Below are 24,762 nucleotides of genomic sequence, written 5' to 3'. Positions count from 1 at the left end.
CCATGAAAACCGAAACGAGAGAGCTAACATGATTAAACATTCATTCGCCTTAGTACAGATATTGGCGGTTGCTTTTATTCTAACTGCTTTTGTTCTAACTAAAGCGACCCAGAACGCGTCCTTTGCCCAAAGCCATCAGATTGCTGTTACGATTTCAATTGCGCTAATTAGTGTTGCTTGAGCTGCGTTGAGTAGCATGATTTGGAATATGCTTAACGCGAAAATACCCTATCTAGCGAGGATATATCGCAAACTCTGAGAAAGAGAAGATCACTCGCGCTCAGTTTGCTATCAATAGTTAAGTTGAGAAATGCTAATTGCATCAAATTTTTTTAATTTCTAATCTGGTTCTGACCCGACAGATTTCTTCAAGCCGAAAAGGCTTTTTACCGCCACTGCTTTCGTTGTGTTAAAAACCCCCTTGATAACCTCCTTTTTGATTGGCCATCGCGGTTGTAGTTAGAAGGGACTGGGCAAGAATTTACTCGTTAAATTATGGGTGTCCAGCATTTCTGTTTGTTAAAAGTGACTTTGTTTCTCCTGAAATTAATGGCCTATAAATAAATAGATTAATACTGTTTACAGTTACTCATACTCCTTACCCCACTCTACGACCAATGTCTAACTGCTTGAGACTGTTTGTTTTTTTACGTTTGGTATAAGGTACTAACTTCTGAATTGTAATGATTTTTTAAATTATAGGTTGTTTTGTTATTTGTATTTGATGGTGAGTTAATTTCACTTATTAATAATAAATTTTCTCATAAATAAAATAGAGTCATCGAGTTCTTTGTGGCAGAAAATATATAGCTAGTCCGCTAAAAATTCATGCCGTGAGTCAATAACGTTTGTTGGAATAACACACCTTAGAGTGTGAACGAAAGGAATCAAAATGAGCACTACTTTAGAGTCCGCACATATACGAACAGATAAGCCTCAAGCCAATGAGGATGAACTCACTTATGAACAACAACATAAACCAAGATCGGAATTTGATTCCCGCGAACAGTATTTAGAGCATGAGTTACAAATCATGGCGCCTAAACGCTGGCGTCCCAACTTGCCGTTTAAAGATTATAGATTCGAAATAGAAGATACCATCCCAGCGATGGCGGCAACCATTGGTAAAGTTGTGATGGTGGGCGCCATTGCAGCCACCTTTGCCGGGGCGCTAGGGTTAAATGAAGGCTTTATCTTAGAAAATGTTCGTTATGAACTACTTATCGCCTCTGTTTTCATTATTCTCTTCTCTGGTTTTTTATTACCTACAGCTAACCTCGCCGGTACACACGGCCCACTCATCCCCTTAATTCCTATTGTCGTTGCTGCAGGCGGACACCCAATGGCGTTTGGGTTGCTAATCGGCGCTTTTGGCTTACTCTTGGCTATCAGTAAAGGAGGCAGCATGTTGGCAAACCTCACCAGTAAAGGTGTGTGTGGCGGTTTACTGCTCTATCTCGGCTTTGTTGGAACCGCTTCTCAAGTCAAAAAGCTGTTCACTTGGGCTGAGGGAATTGGCATGAGCCATATCGCTTTTGTCGTGATCTTTTGCACCATTATACTGTATGCCTTGTTGGAACATTTCCGTAAACGTTGGCTAGCCGTACCTCTTAGCTGCTTGCTAGGTGGAACTTTAGCATTTGCGATGGGTGCCCCGTTTTCTTTTCAAACCGAGCCAGGTTTCCCCAACATGAACCCTATGTATTGGTGGGGGGAAGATACAGGCTGGATGCTAGGTCTTCCCACAATTGAACATTTTATGGTGGTATTGCCGTTTGCTATTCTTGCCGTGGCGATGTGGTCGCCAGATTTTCTAGGGCATCAAGTTTTTCAAAAAATTAGCTATCCAGAACGTACTGAAAAAGTACATATGAACATTGATGACACCATGACCACCGCTTCAATTCGCCAAACGTTCGGTTCTCTGCTCGGTGGTACTAATTTTACGTCTTCATGGGGTACTTATATCGTACCAGCGGCGATTGCTAAACGCCCTATTCCTGCCGGCGCTTTACTGACCGCTCTGTTCTGTATCATCGCCGCAGTTTGGGGTTATCCGATGGATTTAGCTATCTGGCAACCTGTACTTTGTGTTGCGCTCATTGTTGGAGTATTTGTTCCATTGCTAGAAGCTGGAATGGAAATGACGCGTGAAGGAAAAACCACCCAGTCGGCAGCGATTGTTGTATTTTCTTCAGCGCTCGTTAACCCAGCATTTGGTTGGGCTCTCACCATGCTGTTAGATAACTTGGGCTTAGTCGGATGTAAAGAACGTAGCAGTGAACTGAGTAAAATGAACCGTTGGGTGTTGCCTGGAACTATGTTCATTCTACTAAGTGGTGTAATGGCGTTGGTTGGTCTTCTACCGGGAATACCAGCGATTATCCCAAGCTTTCGTTAACCTCTAGCGCGTAAATACTGGACACCCATATCTTTAACGCAGGTATTATCACCATTACCTCCGACTAAAAACATAGTGAAACTAGCCACTTAGGTCAGGGTTACCTGACACTTTAGACGCTCTGGTAAATGCTAATTTGGGAATATCACTGGCACGCTATTGCCCTAAAACTTCTGTGGGGGAAATAGCTAGCAAGGACTTGCTTCTAAATGAGTGGTGCCGATTGCAAAGTCCGGCTTTGGAATACTCGATTAATGTCATCGGTAAGGTCTACCACAAGCAAATCAGTATCGTCGGACATATCATTTGGAATGTGCTTAACGGGAGTAATCCCCCCTTTTAATAAGTAGGTAAACCAGCTGTATTGCTTCACTTGAAAACCTTTTAGCTGAACAATATTGCAGCTAGGCTTACCACGATTAAAAAAATCAAAGGCGAAAAAAAACCAATAAGAAAGTTTCGTGTTTGAGACCAAAGCAACAGTAGTATTACGATAATCAGTGGGCTCATTGGAGCTCTTTCCTAAGTGATGAGTGACAGCCTAGGATGCCGCGCGATGCATATTAAGACCAATGACTTATACTGACATCTGATATGCGTCAGTGTAATAAGTTCGGCAACAAACAATGTTGAAGTAATAGCAAGCCTCCCCCACTTTTTTCACACGGATTCCATGGCTATAATTTGCATGAAAGGTGCAGCGGTAGAGTATTATAACACCTTGCAAATCATGCCAAATTCCCTTTAAATACATGCCCTAACAAGCTTTTCTCAAGGATTCATAGTGTATCTAGTACTGTATTGCCACAACATTGGTATGACGGATTTTTCGTTTTTTGAAACTGAAGATTTTGACAAGGATGATGGCTATATCGTTCGTGGTAAGTGGCCTAACGCTCAGGCTTTTAGAGACTATTTAAATAAAGAGTTCTCTAACCTGGCAGATTATCAGGTACTTGATTTGATTGCTGAAGGGAACGCCGCGCAAGACTATACACAAAACGAATTAATTGAGCGCGCTAGCAGCATAAACTAACAGCCTTATCAATCACAGGGATTGATAAACTCGACTCAAACCCAATGTTTTTGATGGGATTTGCCTATAAACAGTTTCGAGCTAAAGTATCACATGAACTCTTCGAAGCATTGGGAATTTCCCTTGAGATGTTTGGCGCGCTCAAGGTACTAAATGCACACGGAAAGATGACTCAGCAACAACTATCGGACCTGTTATTGCGGAATCGTTCTGTAACCAAACGGCTGGTAGATAACGCCATTAAGCTGAATCTAATCGAACCGAGTAAAAGTGAAACCAACAAAAAGATCAAGCTACTGGCGCTTACTATTGAGGGTCAAAAAGCAGTCGCAGAGTGTAGTCCTATCGTTGATAAAATTTCTCATCAACTTCAGGATTCATTGAGCAAGGGAGAGTCGCTACAACTCACCCAATTATTAGCCAAGTTAGTCAAAAAAGAGCAGTTTGTTGATTAAAACGCAGCAACCCTTCCCCTTGCAATACCGGTTTATTTATTCAGTTAAGGCGGAAATATCACAACAAATCAAACACTTAATCAACCAAACAGGTTGTATTGAAGTTCAAACTCAGATTACTGAAAGCTGAGCTCAAAGCTGGTTAAGCAATAGCGCCACGCTTGTATTTTACTGCCACGCTGGATAACAAACTCGATACTGTTGTCAGTCCAATTTACAGATTTCAATGCCACATTTTGCGGTTTGGACAAGTCATGAACAATAGCGACTTTAAGCTCAAGCTGACGTGAACGTATCAGCGTATAAGCAAGATCAGATGTTGCTGGATTATCGGGAGCATACCCAGTCAACACATCCACCTGACTATCAACAGCGACATGTTGATGATAATCCGATTGTCCCTCAATCGTATAGCCTTGACTAAAGCACTGCTGCCCCTGAACCAAATATGTCTCTGTCATTCGCGCTAACGCTCCTTGGAGTGGGTTAGCTATCGCAGCTGACTGTGGGTTCTGTTTGTGCTTGCCACGGACATGATAAGTAAGGTCCAGCTGCTGTTGGTAGGGATTGCCAATTACATTTAGCTCTACTGCGCAATCACCTAGCCACAACATAATGCGGCGAAAAGAAACGTCTCTATATGCTGCTAAATCCCACTGCACAATGGTATGGCTGTCTACTGTGGCTTGTGGTTGTGACCAATCGGCTAGTGTGTCTACCAATGTAAAGCCTTCACTTTGTTGATAACTCAACAAACGTGGGTCTATTGGCGATTGATTACATTGATTAACCACCAGCGTATTGTGGGTCGCGGTGTTTTTATAGTAACCATAGTGAAGTTCGGCGCCATAACCTGTGGTGCCCAAATCAGGTAAAATCTCTTTGCCGTCACGCGTTAGAATAAGCCCTAAACGGTCATAGTGATCATGCTCACCACCGTAAGGGGTATGCTTAAGTAGCATTGCATTATTACGTGTCTCATCAAGGGCAATTGTGATACCTACTTTCGCGCAGTGGGTGGGCTTGCAATCTAGCGGTCTTACCGATGGCAGTTCATCGACACCGTAGAGCAGCGCGTCAATATTATCGCGGCTGATATTGCGATAAATGCTACCTAACGCTCTAGCAAACTCGGCACAGGGATACTGCTTATAAGCAAATTCAAATAGATGAGCGTGGGTTAGTTTTTCCTGCCCTGTAATACAGTCATTTAAACGCGGGAACTCTCCCGTGTTCATCACTAGCCGTAGCGGGTATTTCATCATTTTTAGGTAATTAGGGTTTACGCTCACAGAATATGGGGTATTACGAGCCAGCTTTTCAAAGTTTTGTAGCGCTTGCAAAGCATAATAGTGATAGTGAATTGAGCCCTCATACCACATGCCATCGCCCACAGAGCCATGATTCAATTGATAATGAATACCGTAATCGGTGTTCAAGGCAAAATCGAGATAGCTCGGCTCATCTAAAATTAAGCCAATCACGCCTATAGTCGCATTGATTTTCATCTCATGGTTATGGACCTGATTGGTGCGTTGCTCAATCAAAAACTCAGCCCCCTCACGTAGCAAGCGCCCTTCGATTTTTTGCTGCTGCTCAGAGCTCAGAGCTTGTTTTATGAAACCATAGCCACGTGCTAGGTCCATATGACAATTTGCCTCACACAGGGTTTGCGCGTTCGCTTTACCAGGCCCGTTATATGGCACACCACCATGCACCTCATAATCGGGATAATAAGTGGCGTATGCCAGCAAAATCTCACGCACTTTGTCAAGGTAGATAGGGTCATCGGTTAGATGCCATAACAAGCCAAGATCGTAACAAGCCTTGGCGTTAAGACCATTCAACCAACGCCACCAAGCACCATCATATGGCTCACCGGTAAACTCTTTTCCATCTACTGGGCAGCAGTGAGATTTCGGTTTGTGTCTATTCCATGTTAAGCGCACACCGTGCTCAGGACAAAAATAATAAAGGTTCCACGTTGCGCGCCCATCGACAGGCACCAGTACATCATTATTGAGTACCACTTCATTATTTCGTTTTAGGGCTGCAATGGTAGAAGTCGTTGCCTTGCGCTTAATAGATGCCATCTCGTGAATTGAAAATTGTAGCATGTCCAATAATTCTCCTAGCTAGGCTGTATGATTAAAGTTGAAATAGCGCTGTGCATTTTTGTAGCAGATGTTCTCAATGGTTTGCTTGAGTAGCGACGCATCATTTGGGATTTGCTCCTCCTCTACCCACCTAGCAAGTAAGTTGCAAAGTACCCTGCGAAAGTATTCATGACGACTAAATGAAAATGTATTGCGAGAATCAGTAAGCATTCCGATAAAGCGCCCTAACGATCCTAAATTCTTTAAGGTCGTCAATTGAGCTTCCATACCCTCTTTATGGTCGTTAAACCACCAGGCGGCACCAAACTGAATTTTCCCAGCCGAGCTATCACTGTCTTGAAATGCCCCAGCCATACAACTTAATACGGCATTGTGGTTAGGATTGAGGTTGTATAACACCGTATTGGGCAATGTTTGCTTCTCATCTAATGCACTAAGCAACTGCGCTAAATTTTGGGCAATCAAACGGTCATTCATCACACTAAAACCCGTGCCACCGCCTAGCGCTGTTTTACGACGCTGATTAACATTGGCAAGCACACCGATATGGAGCTGCATACTCCAACCGTACTTGTAATAGCGTTGGCCGAGATCAATAAACAATCGGGTGTTCAATTGAATAGTTTCATATTCAGTTAACGATTCATTTTGCCGCGCTTTCAAAAACAAGGCTTCCGCTTGCTGACTATTACATGGTGCGAAATCAACCGTAGTTAACCCTAAATCAGAGAGGCGACACCCTAAGTGATGAAAACTTGCAATGCGAGCCTCAATGGCCGCAATAAAATCTGAATAGGTATTTGATGACAACGCAGTTGACGTCTGTAGACACTCAATCAACTCATTTAGGGCATGCGAATTATTAAACACAAACAACTCATCAGCTCTGAATGTGGGTAGTACTTGAACGTCAAAGTCCGATTTAGCAAGAAGGGAATGATATTGTAGATCGCTCAGTGGAGAGTCTGTTGTGCACAACGCTTTGACTTTCAATTGCTTTAGGATTTGACGTGGTGTGTTGTGCCCTTTGCCAAGCCTTTCATTGCAGTGATGCCAGATGGTTTGGCAATTTTGGGGATTGAGCAATAGGTCGCAATCAAAAAAACGCTTTAACTCTAAATGAGACCATTGATATAGCGGATTACCTAGTAAATAAGGCATAGCTTCACACCACTGCGCAAATTTTTCACTGTCAGGTGCCCCACCAGTGATGAAATACTCATGGATGCCATTGCTACGCATAGCCCGCCACACGTAGTGATCACTATGCAGCCAAGCTTGTGCAAGATTGTCATATTGAGTGTCTTGCCAGATATCTTTAGCATCGAGATGATTGTGGTAATCGATGATCGGCAGATCCTTAGCACAATAGTGATAAAGCTGCTCTGCCAACGAAGATGTCAGCAAGAAGTTATCGTGAATATGACTTTTTTGTTCCATCGTTCTATTCTCAAAAATACTTAAGCAGAAAGGCATTCTGTCTGGTTAAATACTCTTCATTCGGTAAAATATTCAGCCGCATTCAATACACTTAAACGCGTTAAAACAGCCAATAACTCAACCAAATAACGAAATTTAGGCCCAAAAAAAGCACCTACCACGCGATAGGTGCCAACCAACAAAAATTGGTAAGTAGGCGATAATTTCCCAGCACTGACAGATTGTCAGAGCCGAGAAACAAACAGCGAAGGTTAGTCGATTAGCGACTTAACGTATTCAGCAATTTCCGGTACTTGGCAGTTAGCAAACAAGCATTCTTGGAATTGAGAGCTGCCCACAGCTTGCTTAACTAGTTCTTGATCAATTGCGCGCAGTGATTCAACAACGTCTTTGCATACAGCTGCTTTAACATCACTAAGGATTGCCGCATTGGTTTGTTGCGGAGCTGCACGCTCAATTGGGTAGCCTTCACCGCGGTTGCCAGTGAATGCTTTTTCAAAGATGTAACGTACGTTGAGCTCACCAGCCCAGCCAAAGCCTTTAGCGAAAGCCAAAGAGATCGCGTTACCATTGTTGATTTGATTGAAAAGAAACGCATCCGATGGCTCTAGGCAGTAACCACAAACAACACCAGGATGTAGGTTGCTTGCCATCATTGCACCTTGGCCAGTACCGCAACCCGTTACAATGAAATCTACCGCTTTTGAGTTCAGTAGAATGCTCGCTTGAATACCAAGGTGGATATAAGTTAGGTGATGATCATTTTCATCTGTCATACCTACGTTAAACACTTGGTGGCCAAGACCACCAGCAATATTGTTTAATTCAGTAGCTACCATAGCGTTCTTAGGTGCTTGGCTGTTTTCCATAGTTAGTGCGATTTTCATTTGTTACTCCTGCAGTAACCTGCAAATAATTAGTTCTTTAAATAGTCTCTTTACGTATTTGGCGTCGAGCTGTCGATTAGCGTGACAACCAACCGCCATCAACCGCGACTGTATAGCCATTGATATAATCTGATGCCGCTGAAGCTAGGAAAACACAAGGACCTGCTAGATCTTCCGGGGTGCCCCAACGCGCCGCGGGAATACGATCAACAATTTCTTTATTACGTTTTTCATCAGCGCGTAATGCCGCGGTATTATTTGTCGCCATGTAACCTGGTGCAATCGCGTTCACGTTGATACCGTGGCTTGCCCATTCGTTCGCCATTAGACGAGTAACCCCCATCACACCACTCTTAGAAGCAGTATAAGAAGGCACGCGGATACCGCCTTGGAAAGAAAGCATTGACGCGATATTGATGATTTTACCGCCTTCACCTTGCGCAATCATCTGCTTAGCCACAGCTTGAGACATAAAGAACACAGACTTAACGTTGATATTCATAACGTCATCCCAGTCTTGCTCAGAAAAGTCGATTGCATCGTTGCGACGAATAATACCAGCATTGTTTACTAGAATATCGATTCGTCCAAACTCGGTCACGGCACGATCAACAATTGAAGGAATGTCATCAAGATTCATCAGGTTTGCTCGAATATCCACAAACTTGCGCCCTGTTGCAGCCATCTTTTCAATAGTTTCTGTTGGCTCAACAATATTGACACCGACAATGTCACAACCTGCGTTTGCAAGACCTAGTGCCATACCTTGACCAAGACCTGTATCACAACCTGTAACGATAGCGACTTTACCTTCGATATTAAATGAATCAAGTATCATGTTCGTTCCTAAAAAATGCTGGTATGTAGTAAATGTTGTTAGATGATTAATCATCCTGTGGACTCAATATATCAATTTTTGAAACGTCATTTCAATTATTTTTTGCATTCTTTTCAAAAAAATATTCACAGCCTTTCATTTTTGCATTAGAAACGCCTTTCTATTCCACTATTTTTAAAATGGCTTTTCATAAATAGTGGAATCAGAATAGCTGATGGGTATAATGCCCAGATAGCGAACAGTATAAATGGTATAAACAGTGGAAAAATCAACGCAGCCCGAAGCCGTATCATCAGTCCTTAAAGTATTCAATATTCTCCAAGCTCTTGGTAAACAAAAGGAAATTGGAGTATCTGAACTTTCTCAAAGCCTTATGATGTCTAAGGCTACAACCTATCGTTTTCTTCAAACAATGAAGATGCTGGGCTACGTTGCGCAAGAAGGTGAAGCGGATAAATACTCATTAACGCTCAAACTTTTTGAGCTAGGTGCTAAATCTCTAGAATATGTCGACCTGATAGAACTAGCCGATAAAGAGATGAAAGAAATTTCAGAACAAACCGATGAGGCTTTACACTTGGGTGCCCTAGATGATGATGCGATTATCTACATCCACAAAATCGACTCAAACTACAACTTACGTATGCAGTCCCGTGTTGGTCGACGCAACCCTCTTTATACAACGGCGATTGGTAAGGTCTTATTGGCTGAGCGTGATGAAGAATTTGTGCGTGAGACACTATCTCGAATTGATTTCGTAAAGAGCACTGAACGAACCCATGAAAATGCACAGCAGCTTATAGATGAGCTGAAAGTGGTAAAAGAGCAGCATTATGGTGAAGATAACGAAGAACAAGAACCGGGTCTTCGCTGCTTTGCCGCGCCAATTTACGATCGCTTTGGAACTGTCATCGCTGGTGTCTCTATCTCGTTTCCAACCATTCGTTTTGATGAGAAACGCATGTCTTACTACATTGGATTACTTCACAAAGCTGGACGCAATATATCAGAGCAGCTTGGTTACAAAAACTACCCAGCCTAGCGATCTAGTATTTTGTTAACAAACGGCTTTAATGCTGTTTGTTAACTTTTTTTGTATCTAATAACATTATGTTCAAAGAAAGAACATCAATACTGAAGCAGCCTAGGCTCTATCTAGATGTGTAGCTATTCATATTATTTCCATTCATATGAATACATAATGTAAATACATTAACACCCATCAACAATGCAAATGATAACTATATTCATTGCACTAACCATTACAATTTATTATATACACATTTAGAAACATATTTATATAATAAATATTTACCTCTGCGACCCCAATCAAAAATACCACATACAAAACAAAATAAACGGCCACCATGGTGATAGGGTTCAATTCTCCCTAAATACAAAAAAAAGAAACGCTATGGAATTAAAAAATAGTAAAAATAACTTTGGTGTGATTAGTAGAGTAATACATGCCAGCTATGGCATTTTATTTACTGCAATTATTATTATTGCCCTATATGAACAAAATAAACCTGAAGGTAGTTTTGAATTAATAAATCTACACAGTGCTTTAGGTATCATTACTTTAGCTATGCTCGCAGTCCGTCTAGTATGGACATACAAGGTAGGAAAACCAGACGCTCTAGGCACCCCAATACAAAAATTTAGCGCTAATTTTTCTTATGTCTTGTTAATTTTCACAATGATAACACTCCCAATATCAGGCCTTCTGTTAGTGATGGCAAAAGCGAAAGAATTAAGTGTTTTTGGCTTATTTGTCATTGAAGGATTTACGACTCGAAACCCCGAGCTAATTAATATAATGAGCTTTATCCATGAATATTTATCCTATTTTACTTATGCTTTATTAGCTGGGCACATTATCGCGACTTTAGCGCATCATTTTTTAATTAAAGATTCGACCATTACTCGTATGTTTGGTAAGGAGTCATAATCATGAAAAAAACACTCATTACTATTTCGTTATTTATTTCTGCTCACGCTTTTTCTGAAAACATTAATTTAACCTATGACAAGCTTGAGGCTGATGACATTAAATGGGCGTCTATACCCGTAAATAAAGTATCTCTCTTTTTCCCCGGCCAAGTGACATACTCTTGGCTCAACTCAGAAGAACACAAAGGAACAGCACACAAGAATTACGCTACACGTTCATGCATGTCATGCCATCAAGGTGAAGAACGTGGTTTAGGTGATATGTTAGTTAGTCGCGATGTTGAACAAATTAACAGTGATAGCTATACAAAGAATGGCTCTGTTGTAGCCGATATGCAATTTGTTCACGATGATGAATACCTCTACATACGTACATCTTGGTATACACAAGCTGAAAAGGCGGGCCGTATGCACAACATGTACCAGTGGGATGGCGAACAATGGAACTCTTACGGATATGACCGTGTACGAGATGCCAACAACCCTCTCTATGAGGACCGCCTTTCGTTTATGATTGACGATGGCACCGTAGATCAGTTCGCACAACAGGGTTGCTTTATGTCCTGCCACCAAGGAGAACGAGATCTAGAACCTGCAACTCGAGAACAAACTCAAGCACTCCCCGTAATAGGCAAAGGGGGATTAAATAAGAATGATGTTCGAAAATATCTTCCAAAATCTCGTACTGATGGACATTCTTGGGACAAACCAATATCTCAACAAGAAGTAGATCAACTTAAATTACTTGGTGAATTTGTCGATTTGATGCAATGGCGCTCAACTCGTTCGGCCGGCACAGCTAGCGCTGATGATGGTAATGTTTTTGAGTATAGAAATACTGACTCAGGACAAAACATTTTTACTTGGAACATGGATAGAAAAGCAGGTAAGCCAAAGTATATGTATGACGTAGACATCATGGGGTTTTATGCGCTTGATCGTGATGATAACGAAGATATGACCAAGGATATCGCATTAATTGAAGGCGTTAATACAATGCCTTATGACGAGTCAAAAATTAAACCCGGCCAATTTATTCAAGGCCGCCTGCTAAGAGCTGCTCCAGAGGGGTCGGCTGCAGATAATGCGGGAAATGTGGTCTCTTTCTTCAATACTGAAAGCAAGCGCTATACCGTCATATTTAAGCGAAAGTTGGACACTGGAGATGTCACTCAAGACAAACTGATGAAAGAAGGTGGTACATATAATTTCAATGTTGCTATACACGACGACTCAACAACAACCCGCTTCCACTTTGTCAGTTTCCCATTTAATCTTGGGATCGGTACAGAGGCGCAAGGAGATATTCAGAGTATTCGTATCTCCCGATAATATCTTGTAGATATTCTTGAGCTCAAACAGGGGAGGCATTGTAGCCTCCCCCTTCGACCCTGTTCTAATTTAGAAAGCCCTGCCTAACCTTTCCACAACTCTTACCATTGGCCCCCCGTTATAACGCCTTTCAAAGAGTCACCTAAAAACAACGATGTTGAACAAATCAAGAAGTTTGTCGGTCGAATAATGGGCAGTTCATCGCTAATTGCCAGCTTCACTAACGTTAAGAGTTTAGCCCGTTTGTGAATAGCGAAGGGTATGCAGTGAACACGACATCGAGATCTCTTTTGACTACTTAACTCAATTAGAAACCGCAATTTTGGAGCTAAAGAAAAGACGAAATCTACACCAAGTTGATAGATAAAGTAGGTTTATTGACAATTGAAACCAATGACTTAACTTTACCTTGGCATAGATAAGTTAAGGATTTCCTTGAGTTTTATATTACACTAGTAGCTTATCGTTACGTTGTATTTATCACCGCATTCATTACCAAGGAACAGGTTAATCTATGTCAGAAGTATTAGTACCACCACTGGTTTCATTCACCATCGCTATTGCGCTGCTTTTTGTTGGCAAAGCCATTATTGAGCGTTCTGAACTCTTAAAAAAATACTCTTTACCTGAGCCTGTGATTGGCGGGTTTGTGTGTGCGGCAACCGTCGCGGTTCTCTATTATGTTTTTGAAACCCAGATAACGTTTAGTTTAGAGGTTCGAGATTTTTTACTGCTGTACTTCTTTGCTGGGATAGGTCTACAAGCGGATCTTAAGACCTTGATCAAAGGCGGGCGCCCTCTCTTCATTTTACTGGTATTAGCCGGTGCCTTTATCGTGCTACAGAATGTGGTTGGCATGTCAGTTGCTACTGCGTTTGGCTTAGACCCTAAGGCCGGTTTGCTATCAGGCTCGGTCAGTTTGATTGGGGGTGTTGGCACCACCTTAGCTTGGGCGCCAACATTTGCCCAAGAGTATGGCATTAGCAATGCGATGGAATTGGGGGTAGCTTCAAATACGGTGGGCTTAATCGCTGCCTGTGTAATCGGTGGCCCAATAGCAAACTACCTATTAAACAAGCACAAGGTTAGTCCCTCTAATCAAGAAGACGTTGCTGTCGGTGTGTTTCAAGACAAAGATACAACCGTAGAGCTCAGCCACTATGGCGTGCTGTGGGCGTGGCTATTTCTAAATGTCACCTTAATGCTCGGTTACACTATCGGGGAGTCTATTGAAGCGGCTGGCTTCAAATTACCTTTATTTGTGAGCTGTCTAATTGCTGGTATCTTGATTGGTAATATTGGGAGAGCACTGTTCCAGAGACGTCGCACCGAGCAGAAAATTGAGCAAGGTCGTAAGGGCTTGGCGATGATCTCGGATATCTGCCTAGGCATGTTCTTAACCATGGCTTTGATGGGGCTTCACATCTGGGATCTCGACGGAATGTTTGGCTATATATCGGTCATCATGTCTGCACAAATCCTACTATCTTTGATGTTCACCATCTTAGTGGTCTACTACTTGATGGGCAGAAACTACGACTCTGTCGTTATCTGCTCAGGCTTTGGCGGGATAACCCTTGGCTCAACCGCAACCGCGATTGTGAACATGACTGCTGTGACCAGTCGCTACGGCGCCAGTCCACAAGCCTTCATTGTGGTGCCACTGGTGTGTGGCTTCTTTATCGATATAGTGAATGCGTTAGTCATAAGCTTTTTTGTCGGTTTATAGGCGTAAAAAAAGCAGAGCTGAAACCCCAGTTCTGCTTTATTATTTCTTGATTTAGGCTTGGGCCTTTAAGCTATATTCCACTACCCATCAATCAATACCAAAGAATCTAATATCCCCTGCCCGCTATGAATCCCGCCTTCGTTTTCACTCGCAGGCTTACTGCGGATAAGATAGCCAGCATAGCCGTTGTTGTCGGTCACGGGTTGGCCTTGATAATGAGCGGTAAATAACCCAATCTCGCTGACAAGGTCTTTCACTAGCGTTTGCTTGCCATCGCGAACGGCGATAGTTGGTACATCTCTTTCATGAGGATATAAGCGCTGCATCAGTGCCCAAGCGTCGTACTCTTCTGGTTTTAATTGTGCCAACACCTGACTGATTTGCTCGCCAAATACGCAGTGACCGCCACCTTCACCTTGATTTTTAAGTACCCAACGGCTCTTGTTAGCCGTGCTATTGAACCACTCAATCGTCTGGGCTGATATTGGCTTCATATCGGCAAGTACGCTCTTAACTAATTGCGCCTCTTCCATACTCAGCCCCCAGCGTGCATAGTCTTTAGAAGACATAGTGGTAAGTAGCATCTGCATTGATTTACTGGTGGCAAGCTGTTGGCTAATGGTGGCATTCATTGCGACATAATGCTTTTCAATAAACAAACGGGTCTGGCTAAGGGTTTGACAGCAGATATCTTGGTCAAGCTGCGGTGCAAAATAGTCGGAGTATTGATAGCCCGCACGCAGGTAGACGGTATCAATTGCGCCCACTCCTTCCAACATCAAGCGTTGATGCTTACCGCTAGAAAGTTGAGAGTTCAATTGCTCAAATGTGCGCCTTACCGTGCGTACGCCCCGCGCTTGCAACGCGACCTCTAAGAGATGCTGGTCGTACACGTTATCTTCGTCTTTTTGCACAATCATTAAAAAGGTCGGTTGATGCTCATTTGACGCGCTATCAAGCGTAGCAAAGTGCTCCCTCACTTGCTTGGTCGCAGTCGCAATGCCAAGGGCCAACTGCTCCATTCCTCTGTTTTCAGCAGGCCGCGCCGCGCTATCTTCTAGCCATTGGGTATATTCTTGGTTCCATTGCTCTCGCATAAAGCGGTGTAACTCAGTGGCGCGCTGGCCAAACGGGCCCATACCCGCAGCAATACCATTAAATTCAATCACTTTGGCGCCGTGTTCACGGTCATCCATAAAGTCTGTACGCATCAGCAGTAGCGGCTGCCTGGCCGGTTGTTTACGCTTAGTGCTGTCGCCGTGCGCTTGTTGATGCAGCTCCATTAAGCGACCAAAGAATGGGTCTGCCTTAGACATGTCGCGCAGTGATTGCTGCAAGAAATCATGGTCTTCAGACACATTACTTATCAGCTTCGCAATAAGCGGCGTCACCGATTGTAAGTGCTGGTATACCGAACCAATCAATGACATAGGTGCCACGCTAAATGGTACATGCCTAGCGGTATTGTCCCCTTGACGAAAAGCGACCCCATGCATAATTTCCCACTCGATAATATCGTTAATGGTGTGCGGGGACAGATATTGGTTATGTTGGTTTTTCATAATGTTTACTTCTTACCTTTGTATCGTCTATACAGCACTTGGCGCAGCAAGGCCGAGGGTACTGTTTTGATGTTCGGTTTGTTCTTGCTCTTTTTGTGCAAGGTACAGGTCTCGATAATCACCATCTTGTTGAATAAGCGTTTGATGAGTTCCAGTTTGAACCACGGACCCCTTATTCATCACCAAGATCTGGTCGGCATTTTTTATGGAGGATAAACGGTGCGCAATCGTAATCACCGTTCTGCCATCTTGAATGTTTTCAAGCGCCTGTTTGACCGTCTCTTCAGACTCGCTATCTATGTTTGCGGTGGCTTCATCGAGCAAAAATATCTGCGGGTCGTGCGCCAGTGCGCGGGCTAATGCCAATAGCTGCCTCTCACCTACCGATAGCGATGCACCGCCATTACTTGCATGGTGCTCAAAGCCATCGGGTAAACGCTGTATAAAGCGATCTGCTTTGACCATTTCAGCGGCACGCATTGCTTTATCACGGCGATCGACATGTTGCTCACCTTGCAGATCGATGTTGTCGATGATTGAACCACTAAATATCGTTGGGTCTTGGGATACCAAGCCAAAGGTTCTACGCAGTTGCGATTCGGGCAAGTGGCTCAATGGTTGACCACCAATCAAGATATCGCCACTCTGCTGAGCATAAAAGCGCATCAACAGGTTAATCACTGAGCTTTTACCACTGCCAGTGTGGCCAACAATAGCGGTGAATTGACCACTTTTAGCCACAAAGCTGACATTGTTTAATACCGGTTTATCTGGTTCGTAGCCCATGGTGACATTACGAAACTCAATATCATGCTGATGACCAATAACCACTGGCGCGAGTGAATGGTTATGGGTTTCAGACTCATCATCGAGTAGCTCAAAAACCCGCTTCGATGATACCGTCGCAACCTGCAACTTATGTAGCTCCATCGACAGTTGTCTGAAGGGGTCAAAGAAGCGTTCAATATAGTTTAAAAAGGCGTATAAGGTCCCAACCTCAACAACCGTAGACAGAGACGCATTCGCGAACCACGCCACAATCCCTGCCGCCGTCAAGGTGCCAATCAAGCGCGTGAGTGGCAATAACATCAGGCTATCAATTGCGATAGATTTACGTCTAAAGGCAAACCATTTATCGTTTTCTTTTTCAAACTTCGCTTGAAATGCCTTCTGTTTACGAAACGCTTGGATCAGATCCATGCCTTGTAGTGATTCATTGATTTGCCCATTGATATTGCTAACCTGAATCCGAATTCCATCAAATACCGACATCGAGATTTTTCGATAGATATGCATGGTCACTAACAGCAAGGGGATCAAAATCAAGCTGATCAGCATTAAATGCCAATCAAGTAGCGCTATGGCAATGAAGATGGCAATTATTCGCAGCCCACCTTGCATCACAGTTGGTATGGTCGAGACATACATATTACGCAAAGACTCTGTGTCGTTGGTAATGTATGACACTAATTTACCAACCGGCAATTTATCGAATGTCGCTATCGGGAAGTTCAAAACATGCCTAAATAGCTTGTTTCGAATATCCTTTACCACCAGCAGTGCACTGTGCTTAAAAGCCAGCGCTTGCAGATACCCAAACCCAGCGGCCAGTACATAAAGCAGTAGTATAATCCCGGTCAGGGCAAACAGTTGCTGCCAATGAAATTGTTGCGGCACTATGACCTCATCCAACACCTTCTTTGCCATCCACGGAATAGCTATCTCCGCGCTTATCGCCAGTGTCAGCATAATAAATGCAAAGCAAAAGCGTGCCTTATGGGGCCAAGAAAAACTTAGTAAACGGCGATACAGGGGCATGCCTTTCATTGATGATGCGCTGTGACTTTGTGAAAAACCTTTGGCTGTCGATTGAGGCTTACTCATGGCGGTCTCCTCCCTGTTCATTGCTACCTAGGGTAGGTTTCCCCAACTGACTTTGGCGTTGATAAACCTGTGCATACCAGCCTTGGTTTTTCAGCAGTTGATGATGTGAGCCGCTCTCTTCAACTGCGCCGTCATTTAGCACCAATATGTGGTCGGCTTCGATAAGGTTAGTTAGGCGCTGGGTGACCAGTAACACCGTTTTATGGGCGTAATGCTGCTTAAGGTTGCGGCGCACCTCGACTTCAGTTTTCATATCTAGGGCACTAAAAGGATCATCAAGCAATAACACCTGGGCATCAGACAATAGTGCTCGGGCAAGGGTTAAACGCTGCTTTTGACCGCCTGAGAGGTTATTACCGCCCTCTCTCAACTCGGTATCAAAGCCGTGCTCCATTGCCAATATTTCATCCCTAATGCCGGCCATTGTGGCAACATGCTCAATATCTGCTTGGGTCGCAGTAGGATTAGCCAGTGCGATATTTTCAGCAATAGATCCTGAAAATAGATGCGGCTTTTGCGGTACCCACGCCAGATGTTGACGTAAACAGTCAAAGGTCAACTCATCGGTTGCCACACCAGAGAGATAAATCCTAGATGGCTGCTGGAGCTGAAATTGCCTCAAGGCTAGGCGTAACAAGGTACTCTTTCCACTACCAGTTGGCCCAGTAATACCCACCAATCCGCCACTAGGTAACTCAAAGCTGATGTTGTCTAATGCTCTGCGATTGGCATCTTGATAGGTAAACGAATCAATATTAAAGGTCATATTACAAGGCGTATGCTTGGGTAAGGTTTTATCACCTTCCACTACCTCAGTATTCTCAGCAAAGAGCTTTTCTAATCGACGCCATGACGAGCTACCACGTTGGAATACATTAAACTGCCAACCAAACTGCAAGAAAGGCCCTAGTAGTTGACCAAGGTACAAGGTAAAGGTAGTAAATAGACCAACGGTTAGGCTTCCTTGCTCAATCAGCCAAGCGCCATAGCCCAACGAAACCACAAATGAGAGCCCATATACCAATTGAATAGTAGGTCCAAACGCCGCATCGACTTTCGCCACTGCTAGGTTCGCATCTACAGTCTGATCAAGGCTGTCACTAAAGCGCTTTTGCTGGCGCTCTCCAATGCCGTGTGAACGCACTGCTCGAATACCTGAAACCGTTTCACGAGTCTCTTCGGTAAGGCCTGAAAATGCCGATTGTGCTTTGCCAAAGGCCTTATGTAATTTAATGCCATAGCGACGAGTAATAACAACCAGCAATGGAAAAGGCAACAGTGCGACAGCGGTTAGCTGTCCGCTAACCACAAAGATCATTCCCAAGATGACCGTAACACCAGCTATCAAGGAATCGACCAGCGTCATGATACCCATACCCATGGTTTCTTCTACCGCGTTGAGATCATTGGTGGCGTGAGCCATCAAATCACCGGTACTGTTTCTCGCATAGAAGGCGGGGGAAAGTTGAGAGAACTTGTGTAACAGTTCACTACGCAATAGCCGAGTTATAGCGATAGAAGCGCCATAAAGTTTGCTCTGCCATACAAAGCGCAAACCATACATAGCAACCGCTGCCACAATGATGCCCAGCACATGAATGACGATAGTTGGCGTATCTAAACTGCCCTGACTAATTTCATCCACGATGCGCCCAATCAGCCACGATGGCACTAAGTTGATCAGGGCAACCACCTGCAAAGCGATAAAGGCGATCATATAATCACGCCAAAACCTATTCAGGTAGCTTTTAAGTTTCCAAAGAATTTTCATAGAGATCTCAAGATGAGCCTACACCAAGGTTAGGCTAAACAATTTGTATGGGGACGCTTTTCTACAGATGGCTTTCTACAGATGGTTTTCTACAACAGATAAACTCAACGCTGTGGGCGTATGCCAGTTTCGGGGTAAACATAGATTTTTCTCACTGATTATTCATTGATTCCCCTTTAAGACGCAATCAATCAACAAAAGACGCAAAAATAATCTAATTAATTTGAAACTCGCAGCCGATAACTTAAATTAGCTATATCTGATATCGATTCACAACTTACCTACTGATCGTCATTTTTCCCAAAATCCATACACTGAGGATTAGGATAATAGTCAACGATGCCTCCAGCGCCTGCTTCAACATTACAACAATCGGTTACAATGCCTTTAAGTTTTACTCGGCCACGCTGAATGCGACTCTTTGTGGCAGATAATGACAAGCCTAATTGCTGCGCAACAACCTGCTGTGGCAACTCTTCAAGCTCAGATAAAACCATAACTTGACGATACTTTTCTGGTAGGCAATCAAACATAGGGCGCAGGCATTTTGCCATAGATTGTAGGTTAATGACCTCTGAAGGGATTGGCTCATCGACAACATCATCGGTCAGCGGTTCATAATTGGGCTGTGAGCGGTAAAAATCCATAATCGTGTTATAGGTGATTCGATATAACCAATTTTGAATCTTCTCTCTTGATGCCAACTGCTCAATATTTTGACTGGCCTTAATGTAGACATCTTGCAAAATATCATCCGCAACATCGGGATCACCGGTTTGCTTAATGACGTAACGCCTCAGCTTCTCTTTGTGTGTTGACCACTCTGCTAACATTCATCTTCCTCGAATAATCGCTGTTCATTTCCAATCACAATGAGTACTGGCTGTAAGCCGATATCATCCCTTCACGGCGCTCAATATACCCTGCATAAGCCATAAACAAAATCCATATCCGTAAGCAGTACTGAGCTAAAAGCCTTAACCCTCCCTTAACCTTGAGTTTGTTACTGTTTAGTAAGGTCTCTCTAATGTTATAAGGTTTTCACGTGTTTCTACCCCATAAGTTCACACTGCCGGTATGTGTATTGCTTGCCAGCATGTTATTACAAGGCTGCAATGAATCAGAGGTACATACTCGACCTGCTCAAGGTCCATTACATGTGGATGTCCTAAATATAACCCCCACCACATTACGCTTAAGCACCGAATTGCCGGGCCGTATCGTGCCGCTAAAGCAAGCAGAGGTAAGACCGCAGGTAACAGGAGTACTGCAAAGCCGTTTGTATAAGGAGGGGGCTCAAGTTAGCGCAGGTGAAACCCTATACAAAATTGACCCAACGGTATACCAATCCAACGTCAATAGTGCACAAGCTCAGTTAGCCAAGGCTCTCACCAACGAACAAACTAAACACAAAACTGTCGCTCGTTATAAAAAGCTACTCAAGAGTAAGCTTACCAGCCAGCAGGTGTTTGATGATGCTGACGCCGCTTATAGAGAAGCCGTATCTGAGGTCGCAATTCGTAAAGCGGCCTTAAACTATGCCAATATCCAACTCTCATATACCGATATTAAAGCACCTATCGCAGGCCAAGCTGGGATCTCTTTGGTATCAGAAGGGTCACTATTGACTGCCGGGCAAGCCTCTTACCTAACCAGCATAGTTCAAACTGACAATGTCTATGTAGACATGAAGCAGTCCTCACTTGCAATCAACAGCATCAAAAAAGAGTTTGCTAGCATTGCCAACAAAGATAGCGTCATACCTGTCTCTATCACACTTGAAGATGGAAGTGCCTACGATCAAGTTGGGCATTTAGAGTTTTCTGATATCCAAGTATCTGACTCAACTGGCACGGTAACCTTACGAGCGATTATCCCCAACCCCAACAAAATATTGCTATCAGGTATGTATGTACGCGCACATATCTCAATGCCTGCCGCGCGTGACTATATCGTATTGCCGCAATCGGCCATCGTAAGAAGCCAATCTGGCGCACCTTGGGTGTTCACCGTCAGCTCAGACAATAAGGTCGTTAAAAAGGCGGTTGTGCTCGGAAATGAATATGGCAATGGCTGGATTGTTAAGCAGGGGCTAAACAATGGCGATCACGTGGTTATTAGTAACCTCATTAATATGAAGAGCGACCTTGCGGTTGTTGTCGATAGCCAAACCCCAAGCAGTACTCAAGTATCAACCACAGCGAAATAAACCATGCCTTTATCCAATTTTTTTATTAATAGACCCATTTTTGCATGGGTAATATCGATTGTGATCATGCTAGTTGGCATAGTTGCCATCGCAACCTTGCCAATCTCCCAATATCCAACCATAGCGCCACCAGCGGTGACGATTTCAGCATCTTATCCTGGGGCTTCAGCAAAGAGTATCGAACAGAGTGTCACTCAGGTTATCGAGCAAGGCATGACAGGGCTCGATAATTTACTGTATATGTCATCCAAAAGTGACTCGTCTGGACGCGCAACGATCACTCTCACCTTTAGCGCCAATACCGACCCAGACATCGCCCAAGTTCAGGTACAAAACAGCCTGCAACAGGTGAGTAAACGCTTACCAATGACAGTACAAAACCAAGGTACTTCTGTCACTAAGAGTACCTCTGGGTTTATGTCGGTAACCAACTTGTACTCCCCTGATGGCAGCATGAGCGCAGGTGACATTCAAGACTATGCCAACTCAAATATTAAAGATATTGTTAGCCGAGTTAATGGGGTTGGTAGTGTTAATATTTTTGGCCCATCATATGCGATGCGTATTTGGTTAGACCCGGCTAAGTTAAACAGCTATAGCCTAACGCCAATGGATATATCTAATGCTGTATCGGCGCAGAACAGTCAGGTTTCCGTAGGACAGCTAGGCGGCACACCGGCTGTCGATTCTCAGTTAATCAATGCCACCATCACAGCACAGAGCCTATTGACCTCTGTTGATGACTTTAAAGATATACTGATTAAAGTCGATAGTGATGGTTCTCGAATCAAGCTAAAAGATGTCGCGCGAGTTGAGCTAGCTAGCGAGGCTTCTGGCGTTATCCCTTCGTATATGGGTAAGCCTGCCTCCGGCGTTGCTGTCACTCTGGCAACAGGTGCCAATTCTTTGGATACCCAACAAGCGGTCGATGAAAAGCTACAGCAGCTATCCCAGTCTTTTCCAAAGGGATTAGCCTTAGTAAAAACAACCGACAACAACTTGTTTATCCGACTCTCTATCACCGAGGTAGTCAAAACCCTATTTGAGGCAATCGCGCTGGTTTTCTGCGTGATGCTATTGTTTCTCCAAAACTTCAGAGCGACCTTAATCCCTACTATTGCAGTACCTGTAGTGCTACTGGGGACATTTGGCATGATGTCGATATTGGGCTTTTCTATCAACACCTTAACCATGTTTGGTTTAGTGTTGGCTATCGGGTTGCTGGTTGATGATGCCATTGTGGTGGTAGAGAACGTTGAACGCTTGATACACGACGAGCATCTTTCTCCATTAGAGGCAACGCGCAAATCAATGGGACAAATTAGCAGTGCACTTATTGGTATCACCACCGTACTAAGCGTTGTATTTGTGCCTATGGCGTTTATGTCTGGCTCAACGGGCATTATCTACCAGCAGTTTTCTCTTACTATTGTATCGGCTATGGTGCTGTCGGTTATTGTTGCATTAGTGCTGACACCGGTACTTTGCGCGACGTTGTTAAAGCCAGCTAACAGTCAATCAAACCTGAAGTTTTTCACCCTATTTAACCGCGCCTTTGACAGATTATCAGCCATATATCGAGGGTCCGTACATACCACCCTACAGCGTCCTCTGCGTTTTGTGTTGCTGTATCTGTGCCTATTAGGGGCAGCTTCATACCTATATAACGCATTACCAAGTTCCTTCTTGCCCCAAGAAGATCAGGGTGACTTTATGGTAATGCTCACCACACCTACAGGCACTACGGTACAAAATACACAAAAGGCGATGATGGATGTAAAAGACTACTTAACCAAGCACGAGTCCGATACCGTCAACCATGTATTTAGTGTGTCAGGCTTTAATTTTTCAGGCTCTGGACAAAATGCTGGCATGGCATTCATTGGTCTAAAGGATTGGTCACAACGAACCGAGCCGGGTAGTGATGTTAACGCCATCATAGGGCGACTTATGGCGCACTTTGCCACCTATAAAGATGCCAAGGTGTTTGCTTTTAGTAGCCCAGCTATCCGAGAACTCGGTACAGCTGATGGCTTTAACTTTTACCTTGAAGATGTAGGAGGGTTGGGACACGACAAACTGATAGCGGCGCGTAATCAGCTACTCGAAAAAATTGCCCAAAGCCCAATACTACAAAGAACCCGTTCCAATGGCCTTGAAGATACCGCGCAGTTGTATCTAGACATCGATTACGAAAAAGCCAAGGTGCTGGGTGTCGACATCAATGATATTAATCAGTCGCTGTCTATCGCTTGGGCATCGGCATACGTAAATGACTTTATCGATCGCGGTCGTTCTAAAAAGGTTTACCTTCAGGCTGATGCCCAATACCGCATGACGCCCGAAGACCTTAATTTGTGGTTTGTGCGCAACAATAAGGGGGAAATGGTCCCTATCTCCGCCTTTAGTGCTTCACATTGGGGTAAAGGGTCTCCGCTGTTACAGCGCTACAATGGCAACTCTGCGGTGGAGATTGTTGGTGAAGCCGCGCCTGGTTATAGCACCGGTGATGCAATGAAAGAGGTCAATCGACTAGCCGCCGAGGTATCAGGCGATGTACAGGTTAGCTGGACCGGAATGTCTTATCAGGAGATACAAGCAGGTAATCAAGCGCCTATTCTGTACGCGATTTCTATCCTAATGGTGTTCCTGTGCTTGGCAGCGCTGTACGAAAGCTGGAGCATTCCAATCGCCATTATTTTAGTGGTACCACTTGGATTACTGGGTGCATTAGCAGCGATTATGCTACGAGGGCTTGAAAACGATGTCTACTTCCAAGTTGGGGTGTTAACGACTATTGGTCTAACCGCTAAAAATGCGATTTTAATTGTCGAGTTTGCTAAAGAGCTGTATGACAAAGGAGCAAACTTACTTGAGGCGACCGTTCGCGCCTGTGAATTGCGATTACGTCCAATCATTATGACCTCGTTGGCATTTGGACTCGGTGTTCTACCCTTGGTAATTAGTACTGGAGCGGGTGCCAATGCGCGAAACGCAATTGGTACCTCGGTAATGGGTGGCGTAATGGCCGCAACATTACTGGTTATCTACTTTGCGCCGCTGTTTTTTGTGTTGGTTTGCAAATTATTTCACTTTGACAACAAACAAGCTAAACCCCATAACAGTCATTAAATAGTCTAGATAATCA

At 43.8% G+C, this 24,762-nt stretch carries 19 protein-coding genes and 1 pseudogene; 10 read left to right on the top strand and 10 right to left on the bottom strand.

The features are described 5' to 3' along the window. Nucleotides 1–28: 28 nt before the first annotated feature. Entirely contained in the window at nt 29–181 is a 153-nt protein-coding gene (locus OCU28_RS03490; protein ID WP_261816960.1) for a hypothetical protein, read from the top strand. Nucleotides 182–215: 34 nt separating this feature from the next. Here the strand turns inward: OCU28_RS03490 and OCU28_RS16145 are convergent. Then, nucleotides 216–426: pseudogene (locus OCU28_RS16145) on the bottom strand (integrase); the annotation flags it as partial. Between the two features lie 466 nt (nt 427–892). On the opposite strand from OCU28_RS16145, the gene OCU28_RS03480 reads away from it, so the two are divergent. Continuing rightward, nucleotides 893–2,401, top strand: coding sequence for a DUF3360 domain-containing protein (locus OCU28_RS03480; RefSeq protein ID WP_261816959.1), 1,509 nt, complete (start codon nt 893–895; stop codon nt 2,399–2,401). Nucleotides 2,402–2,606: 205 nt separating this feature from the next. Here the strand turns inward: OCU28_RS03480 and OCU28_RS03475 are convergent, their stop codons facing one another. Next, nucleotides 2,607–2,774, bottom strand: coding sequence for a hypothetical protein (locus OCU28_RS03475; protein ID WP_261816958.1), 168 nt, complete (start codon nt 2,772–2,774; stop codon nt 2,607–2,609). Nucleotides 2,775–3,185: 411 nt separating this feature from the next. Here OCU28_RS03475 and OCU28_RS03470 point away from each other — a divergent pair, with 411 nt between their 5' ends. Together OCU28_RS03470 and OCU28_RS03465 are read left to right on the top strand one after the other, a co-directional pair. Then, complete coding sequence (locus OCU28_RS03470; protein WP_261816957.1) at nt 3,186–3,437, top strand: hypothetical protein; 252 nt, start codon at nt 3,186–3,188, stop codon at nt 3,435–3,437. A 53-nt stretch (nt 3,438–3,490) separates the two neighbouring features. After that, a complete protein-coding gene (locus OCU28_RS03465; protein ID WP_261816956.1) occupies nt 3,491–3,892 on the top strand; it encodes a MarR family winged helix-turn-helix transcriptional regulator in 402 nt (133 codons plus the stop codon). A 116-nt stretch (nt 3,893–4,008) separates the two neighbouring features. Here the strand turns inward: OCU28_RS03465 and OCU28_RS03460 are convergent, their stop codons facing one another. From OCU28_RS03460 to kduD, 4 genes are all read right to left on the bottom strand, one after another. After that, nucleotides 4,009–6,009, bottom strand: coding sequence for a heparinase II/III domain-containing protein (locus OCU28_RS03460; RefSeq protein WP_261816955.1), 2,001 nt, complete (start codon nt 6,007–6,009; stop codon nt 4,009–4,011). An 18-nt stretch (nt 6,010–6,027) separates the two neighbouring features. Then, nucleotides 6,028–7,449 carry a glucuronate isomerase gene (gene uxaC / locus OCU28_RS03455; RefSeq protein ID WP_261816954.1) on the bottom strand — a complete coding sequence of 474 codons (1,422 nt, stop codon included), beginning with the start codon at nt 7,447–7,449 and terminating at the stop codon, nt 6,028–6,030. Between the two features lie 251 nt (nt 7,450–7,700). Further along, on the bottom strand, nt 7,701–8,336 hold the full coding sequence (locus OCU28_RS03450) for an RpiB/LacA/LacB family sugar-phosphate isomerase (protein ID WP_261816953.1): 636 nt from the start codon (nt 8,334–8,336) through the stop codon (nt 7,701–7,703). A 76-nt stretch (nt 8,337–8,412) separates the two neighbouring features. Continuing rightward, nucleotides 8,413–9,174 (bottom strand): 2-dehydro-3-deoxy-D-gluconate 5-dehydrogenase KduD, encoded by a 762-nt coding sequence (kduD, locus tag OCU28_RS03445; RefSeq protein WP_261816952.1) that lies wholly within the window; start codon nt 9,172–9,174, stop codon nt 8,413–8,415. 259 nt (nt 9,175–9,433) lie between these two features. Between kduD and kdgR the strand changes: the two genes are divergently transcribed. The 4 genes from kdgR (at nt 9,434) to gltS (ending at nt 14,188) form a co-directional block, all read left to right on the top strand. Beyond that, on the top strand, nt 9,434–10,216 hold the full coding sequence (gene kdgR, locus OCU28_RS03440) for a DNA-binding transcriptional regulator KdgR (RefSeq protein ID WP_261816951.1): 783 nt from the start codon (nt 9,434–9,436) through the stop codon (nt 10,214–10,216). Between the two features lie 372 nt (nt 10,217–10,588). Next, nucleotides 10,589–11,125 (top strand): cytochrome b, encoded by a 537-nt coding sequence (locus OCU28_RS03435; RefSeq protein ID WP_261816950.1) that lies wholly within the window; start codon nt 10,589–10,591, stop codon nt 11,123–11,125. 2 nt (nt 11,126–11,127) lie between these two features. Then, nucleotides 11,128–12,459, top strand: coding sequence for an ethylbenzene dehydrogenase-related protein (locus OCU28_RS03430; RefSeq protein ID WP_261816949.1), 1,332 nt, complete (start codon nt 11,128–11,130; stop codon nt 12,457–12,459). A gap of 514 nt (nt 12,460–12,973) precedes the next feature. After that, on the top strand, nt 12,974–14,188 hold the full coding sequence (gene gltS, locus OCU28_RS03425; protein ID WP_261816948.1) for a sodium/glutamate symporter: 1,215 nt from the start codon (nt 12,974–12,976) through the stop codon (nt 14,186–14,188). An 80-nt stretch (nt 14,189–14,268) separates the two neighbouring features. Here gltS and OCU28_RS03420 read toward each other — a convergent pair whose 3' ends face one another. From OCU28_RS03420 to sigZ, 4 genes are all read right to left on the bottom strand, one after another. Continuing rightward, nucleotides 14,269–15,750, bottom strand: coding sequence for a glutathione synthase (locus OCU28_RS03420; RefSeq protein ID WP_261816947.1), 1,482 nt, complete (start codon nt 15,748–15,750; stop codon nt 14,269–14,271). Nucleotides 15,751–15,777: 27 nt separating this feature from the next. Beyond that, nucleotides 15,778–17,634 carry an ABC transporter ATP-binding protein gene (locus OCU28_RS03415; protein ID WP_261816946.1) on the bottom strand — a complete coding sequence of 619 codons (1,857 nt, stop codon included), beginning with the start codon at nt 17,632–17,634 and terminating at the stop codon, nt 15,778–15,780. After that, on the bottom strand, nt 17,627–19,405 hold the full coding sequence (locus tag OCU28_RS03410; RefSeq protein WP_261816945.1) for an ABC transporter ATP-binding protein: 1,779 nt from the start codon (nt 19,403–19,405) through the stop codon (nt 17,627–17,629). The genes OCU28_RS03415 and OCU28_RS03410 overlap by 8 nt, the downstream gene beginning before the upstream one ends. Nucleotides 19,406–19,686: 281 nt before the next feature. Then, nucleotides 19,687–20,238, bottom strand: a complete 552-nt coding sequence (gene sigZ / locus OCU28_RS03405; RefSeq protein ID WP_261816944.1) for an RNA polymerase sigma factor SigZ — start codon at nt 20,236–20,238, stop codon at nt 19,687–19,689. 212 nt (nt 20,239–20,450) lie between these two features. On the opposite strand from sigZ, the gene OCU28_RS03400 reads away from it, so the two are divergent. Together OCU28_RS03400 and OCU28_RS03395 are read left to right on the top strand one after the other, a co-directional pair. Beyond that, nucleotides 20,451–21,614, top strand: coding sequence for an efflux RND transporter periplasmic adaptor subunit (locus OCU28_RS03400; protein ID WP_261816943.1), 1,164 nt, complete (start codon nt 20,451–20,453; stop codon nt 21,612–21,614). Nucleotides 21,615–21,617: 3 nt separating this feature from the next. After that, nucleotides 21,618–24,746, top strand: a complete 3,129-nt coding sequence (locus OCU28_RS03395; protein WP_261816942.1) for an efflux RND transporter permease subunit — start codon at nt 21,618–21,620, stop codon at nt 24,744–24,746. The last annotated feature ends 16 nt before the right edge of the window (nt 24,747–24,762 follow it).

Source organism: Vibrio gallicus (genome assembly GCF_024346875.1).
Classification (GTDB): Bacteria; Pseudomonadota; Gammaproteobacteria; order Enterobacterales; family Vibrionaceae; genus Vibrio; species Vibrio gallicus.
This window is presented reverse-complemented; position numbering and strand designations above follow the sequence as displayed.

What these genes read in the sequence shown, in the direction of transcription:
- kduD (WP_261816952.1), bottom strand. Translation starts at nt 9,174, where the DNA reads ATGATACTTGATTCATTTAATATCGAAGGTAAAGTCGCTATCGTTACA.
- uxaC (WP_261816954.1), bottom strand. Translation starts at nt 7,449, where the DNA reads ATGGAACAAAAAAGTCATATTCACGATAACTTCTTGCTGACATCTTCG.
- sigZ (WP_261816944.1), bottom strand. Translation starts at nt 20,238, where the DNA reads ATGTTAGCAGAGTGGTCAACACACAAAGAGAAGCTGAGGCGTTACGTC.
- OCU28_RS03465 (WP_261816956.1), top strand. Translation starts at nt 3,491, where the DNA reads ATGGGATTTGCCTATAAACAGTTTCGAGCTAAAGTATCACATGAACTC.
- OCU28_RS03420 (WP_261816947.1), bottom strand. Translation starts at nt 15,750, where the DNA reads ATGAAAAACCAACATAACCAATATCTGTCCCCGCACACCATTAACGAT.
- OCU28_RS03480 (WP_261816959.1), top strand. Translation starts at nt 893, where the DNA reads ATGAGCACTACTTTAGAGTCCGCACATATACGAACAGATAAGCCTCAA.
- gltS (WP_261816948.1), top strand. Translation starts at nt 12,974, where the DNA reads ATGTCAGAAGTATTAGTACCACCACTGGTTTCATTCACCATCGCTATT.
- OCU28_RS03450 (WP_261816953.1), bottom strand. Translation starts at nt 8,336, where the DNA reads ATGAAAATCGCACTAACTATGGAAAACAGCCAAGCACCTAAGAACGCT.
- OCU28_RS03490 (WP_261816960.1), top strand. Translation starts at nt 29, where the DNA reads ATGATTAAACATTCATTCGCCTTAGTACAGATATTGGCGGTTGCTTTT.
- OCU28_RS03415 (WP_261816946.1), bottom strand. Translation starts at nt 17,634, where the DNA reads ATGAGTAAGCCTCAATCGACAGCCAAAGGTTTTTCACAAAGTCACAGC.
- OCU28_RS03410 (WP_261816945.1), bottom strand. Translation starts at nt 19,405, where the DNA reads ATGAAAATTCTTTGGAAACTTAAAAGCTACCTGAATAGGTTTTGGCGT.
- OCU28_RS03430 (WP_261816949.1), top strand. Translation starts at nt 11,128, where the DNA reads ATGAAAAAAACACTCATTACTATTTCGTTATTTATTTCTGCTCACGCT.
- OCU28_RS03460 (WP_261816955.1), bottom strand. Translation starts at nt 6,009, where the DNA reads ATGCTACAATTTTCAATTCACGAGATGGCATCTATTAAGCGCAAGGCA.
- OCU28_RS03395 (WP_261816942.1), top strand. Translation starts at nt 21,618, where the DNA reads ATGCCTTTATCCAATTTTTTTATTAATAGACCCATTTTTGCATGGGTA.
- OCU28_RS03435 (WP_261816950.1), top strand. Translation starts at nt 10,589, where the DNA reads ATGGAATTAAAAAATAGTAAAAATAACTTTGGTGTGATTAGTAGAGTA.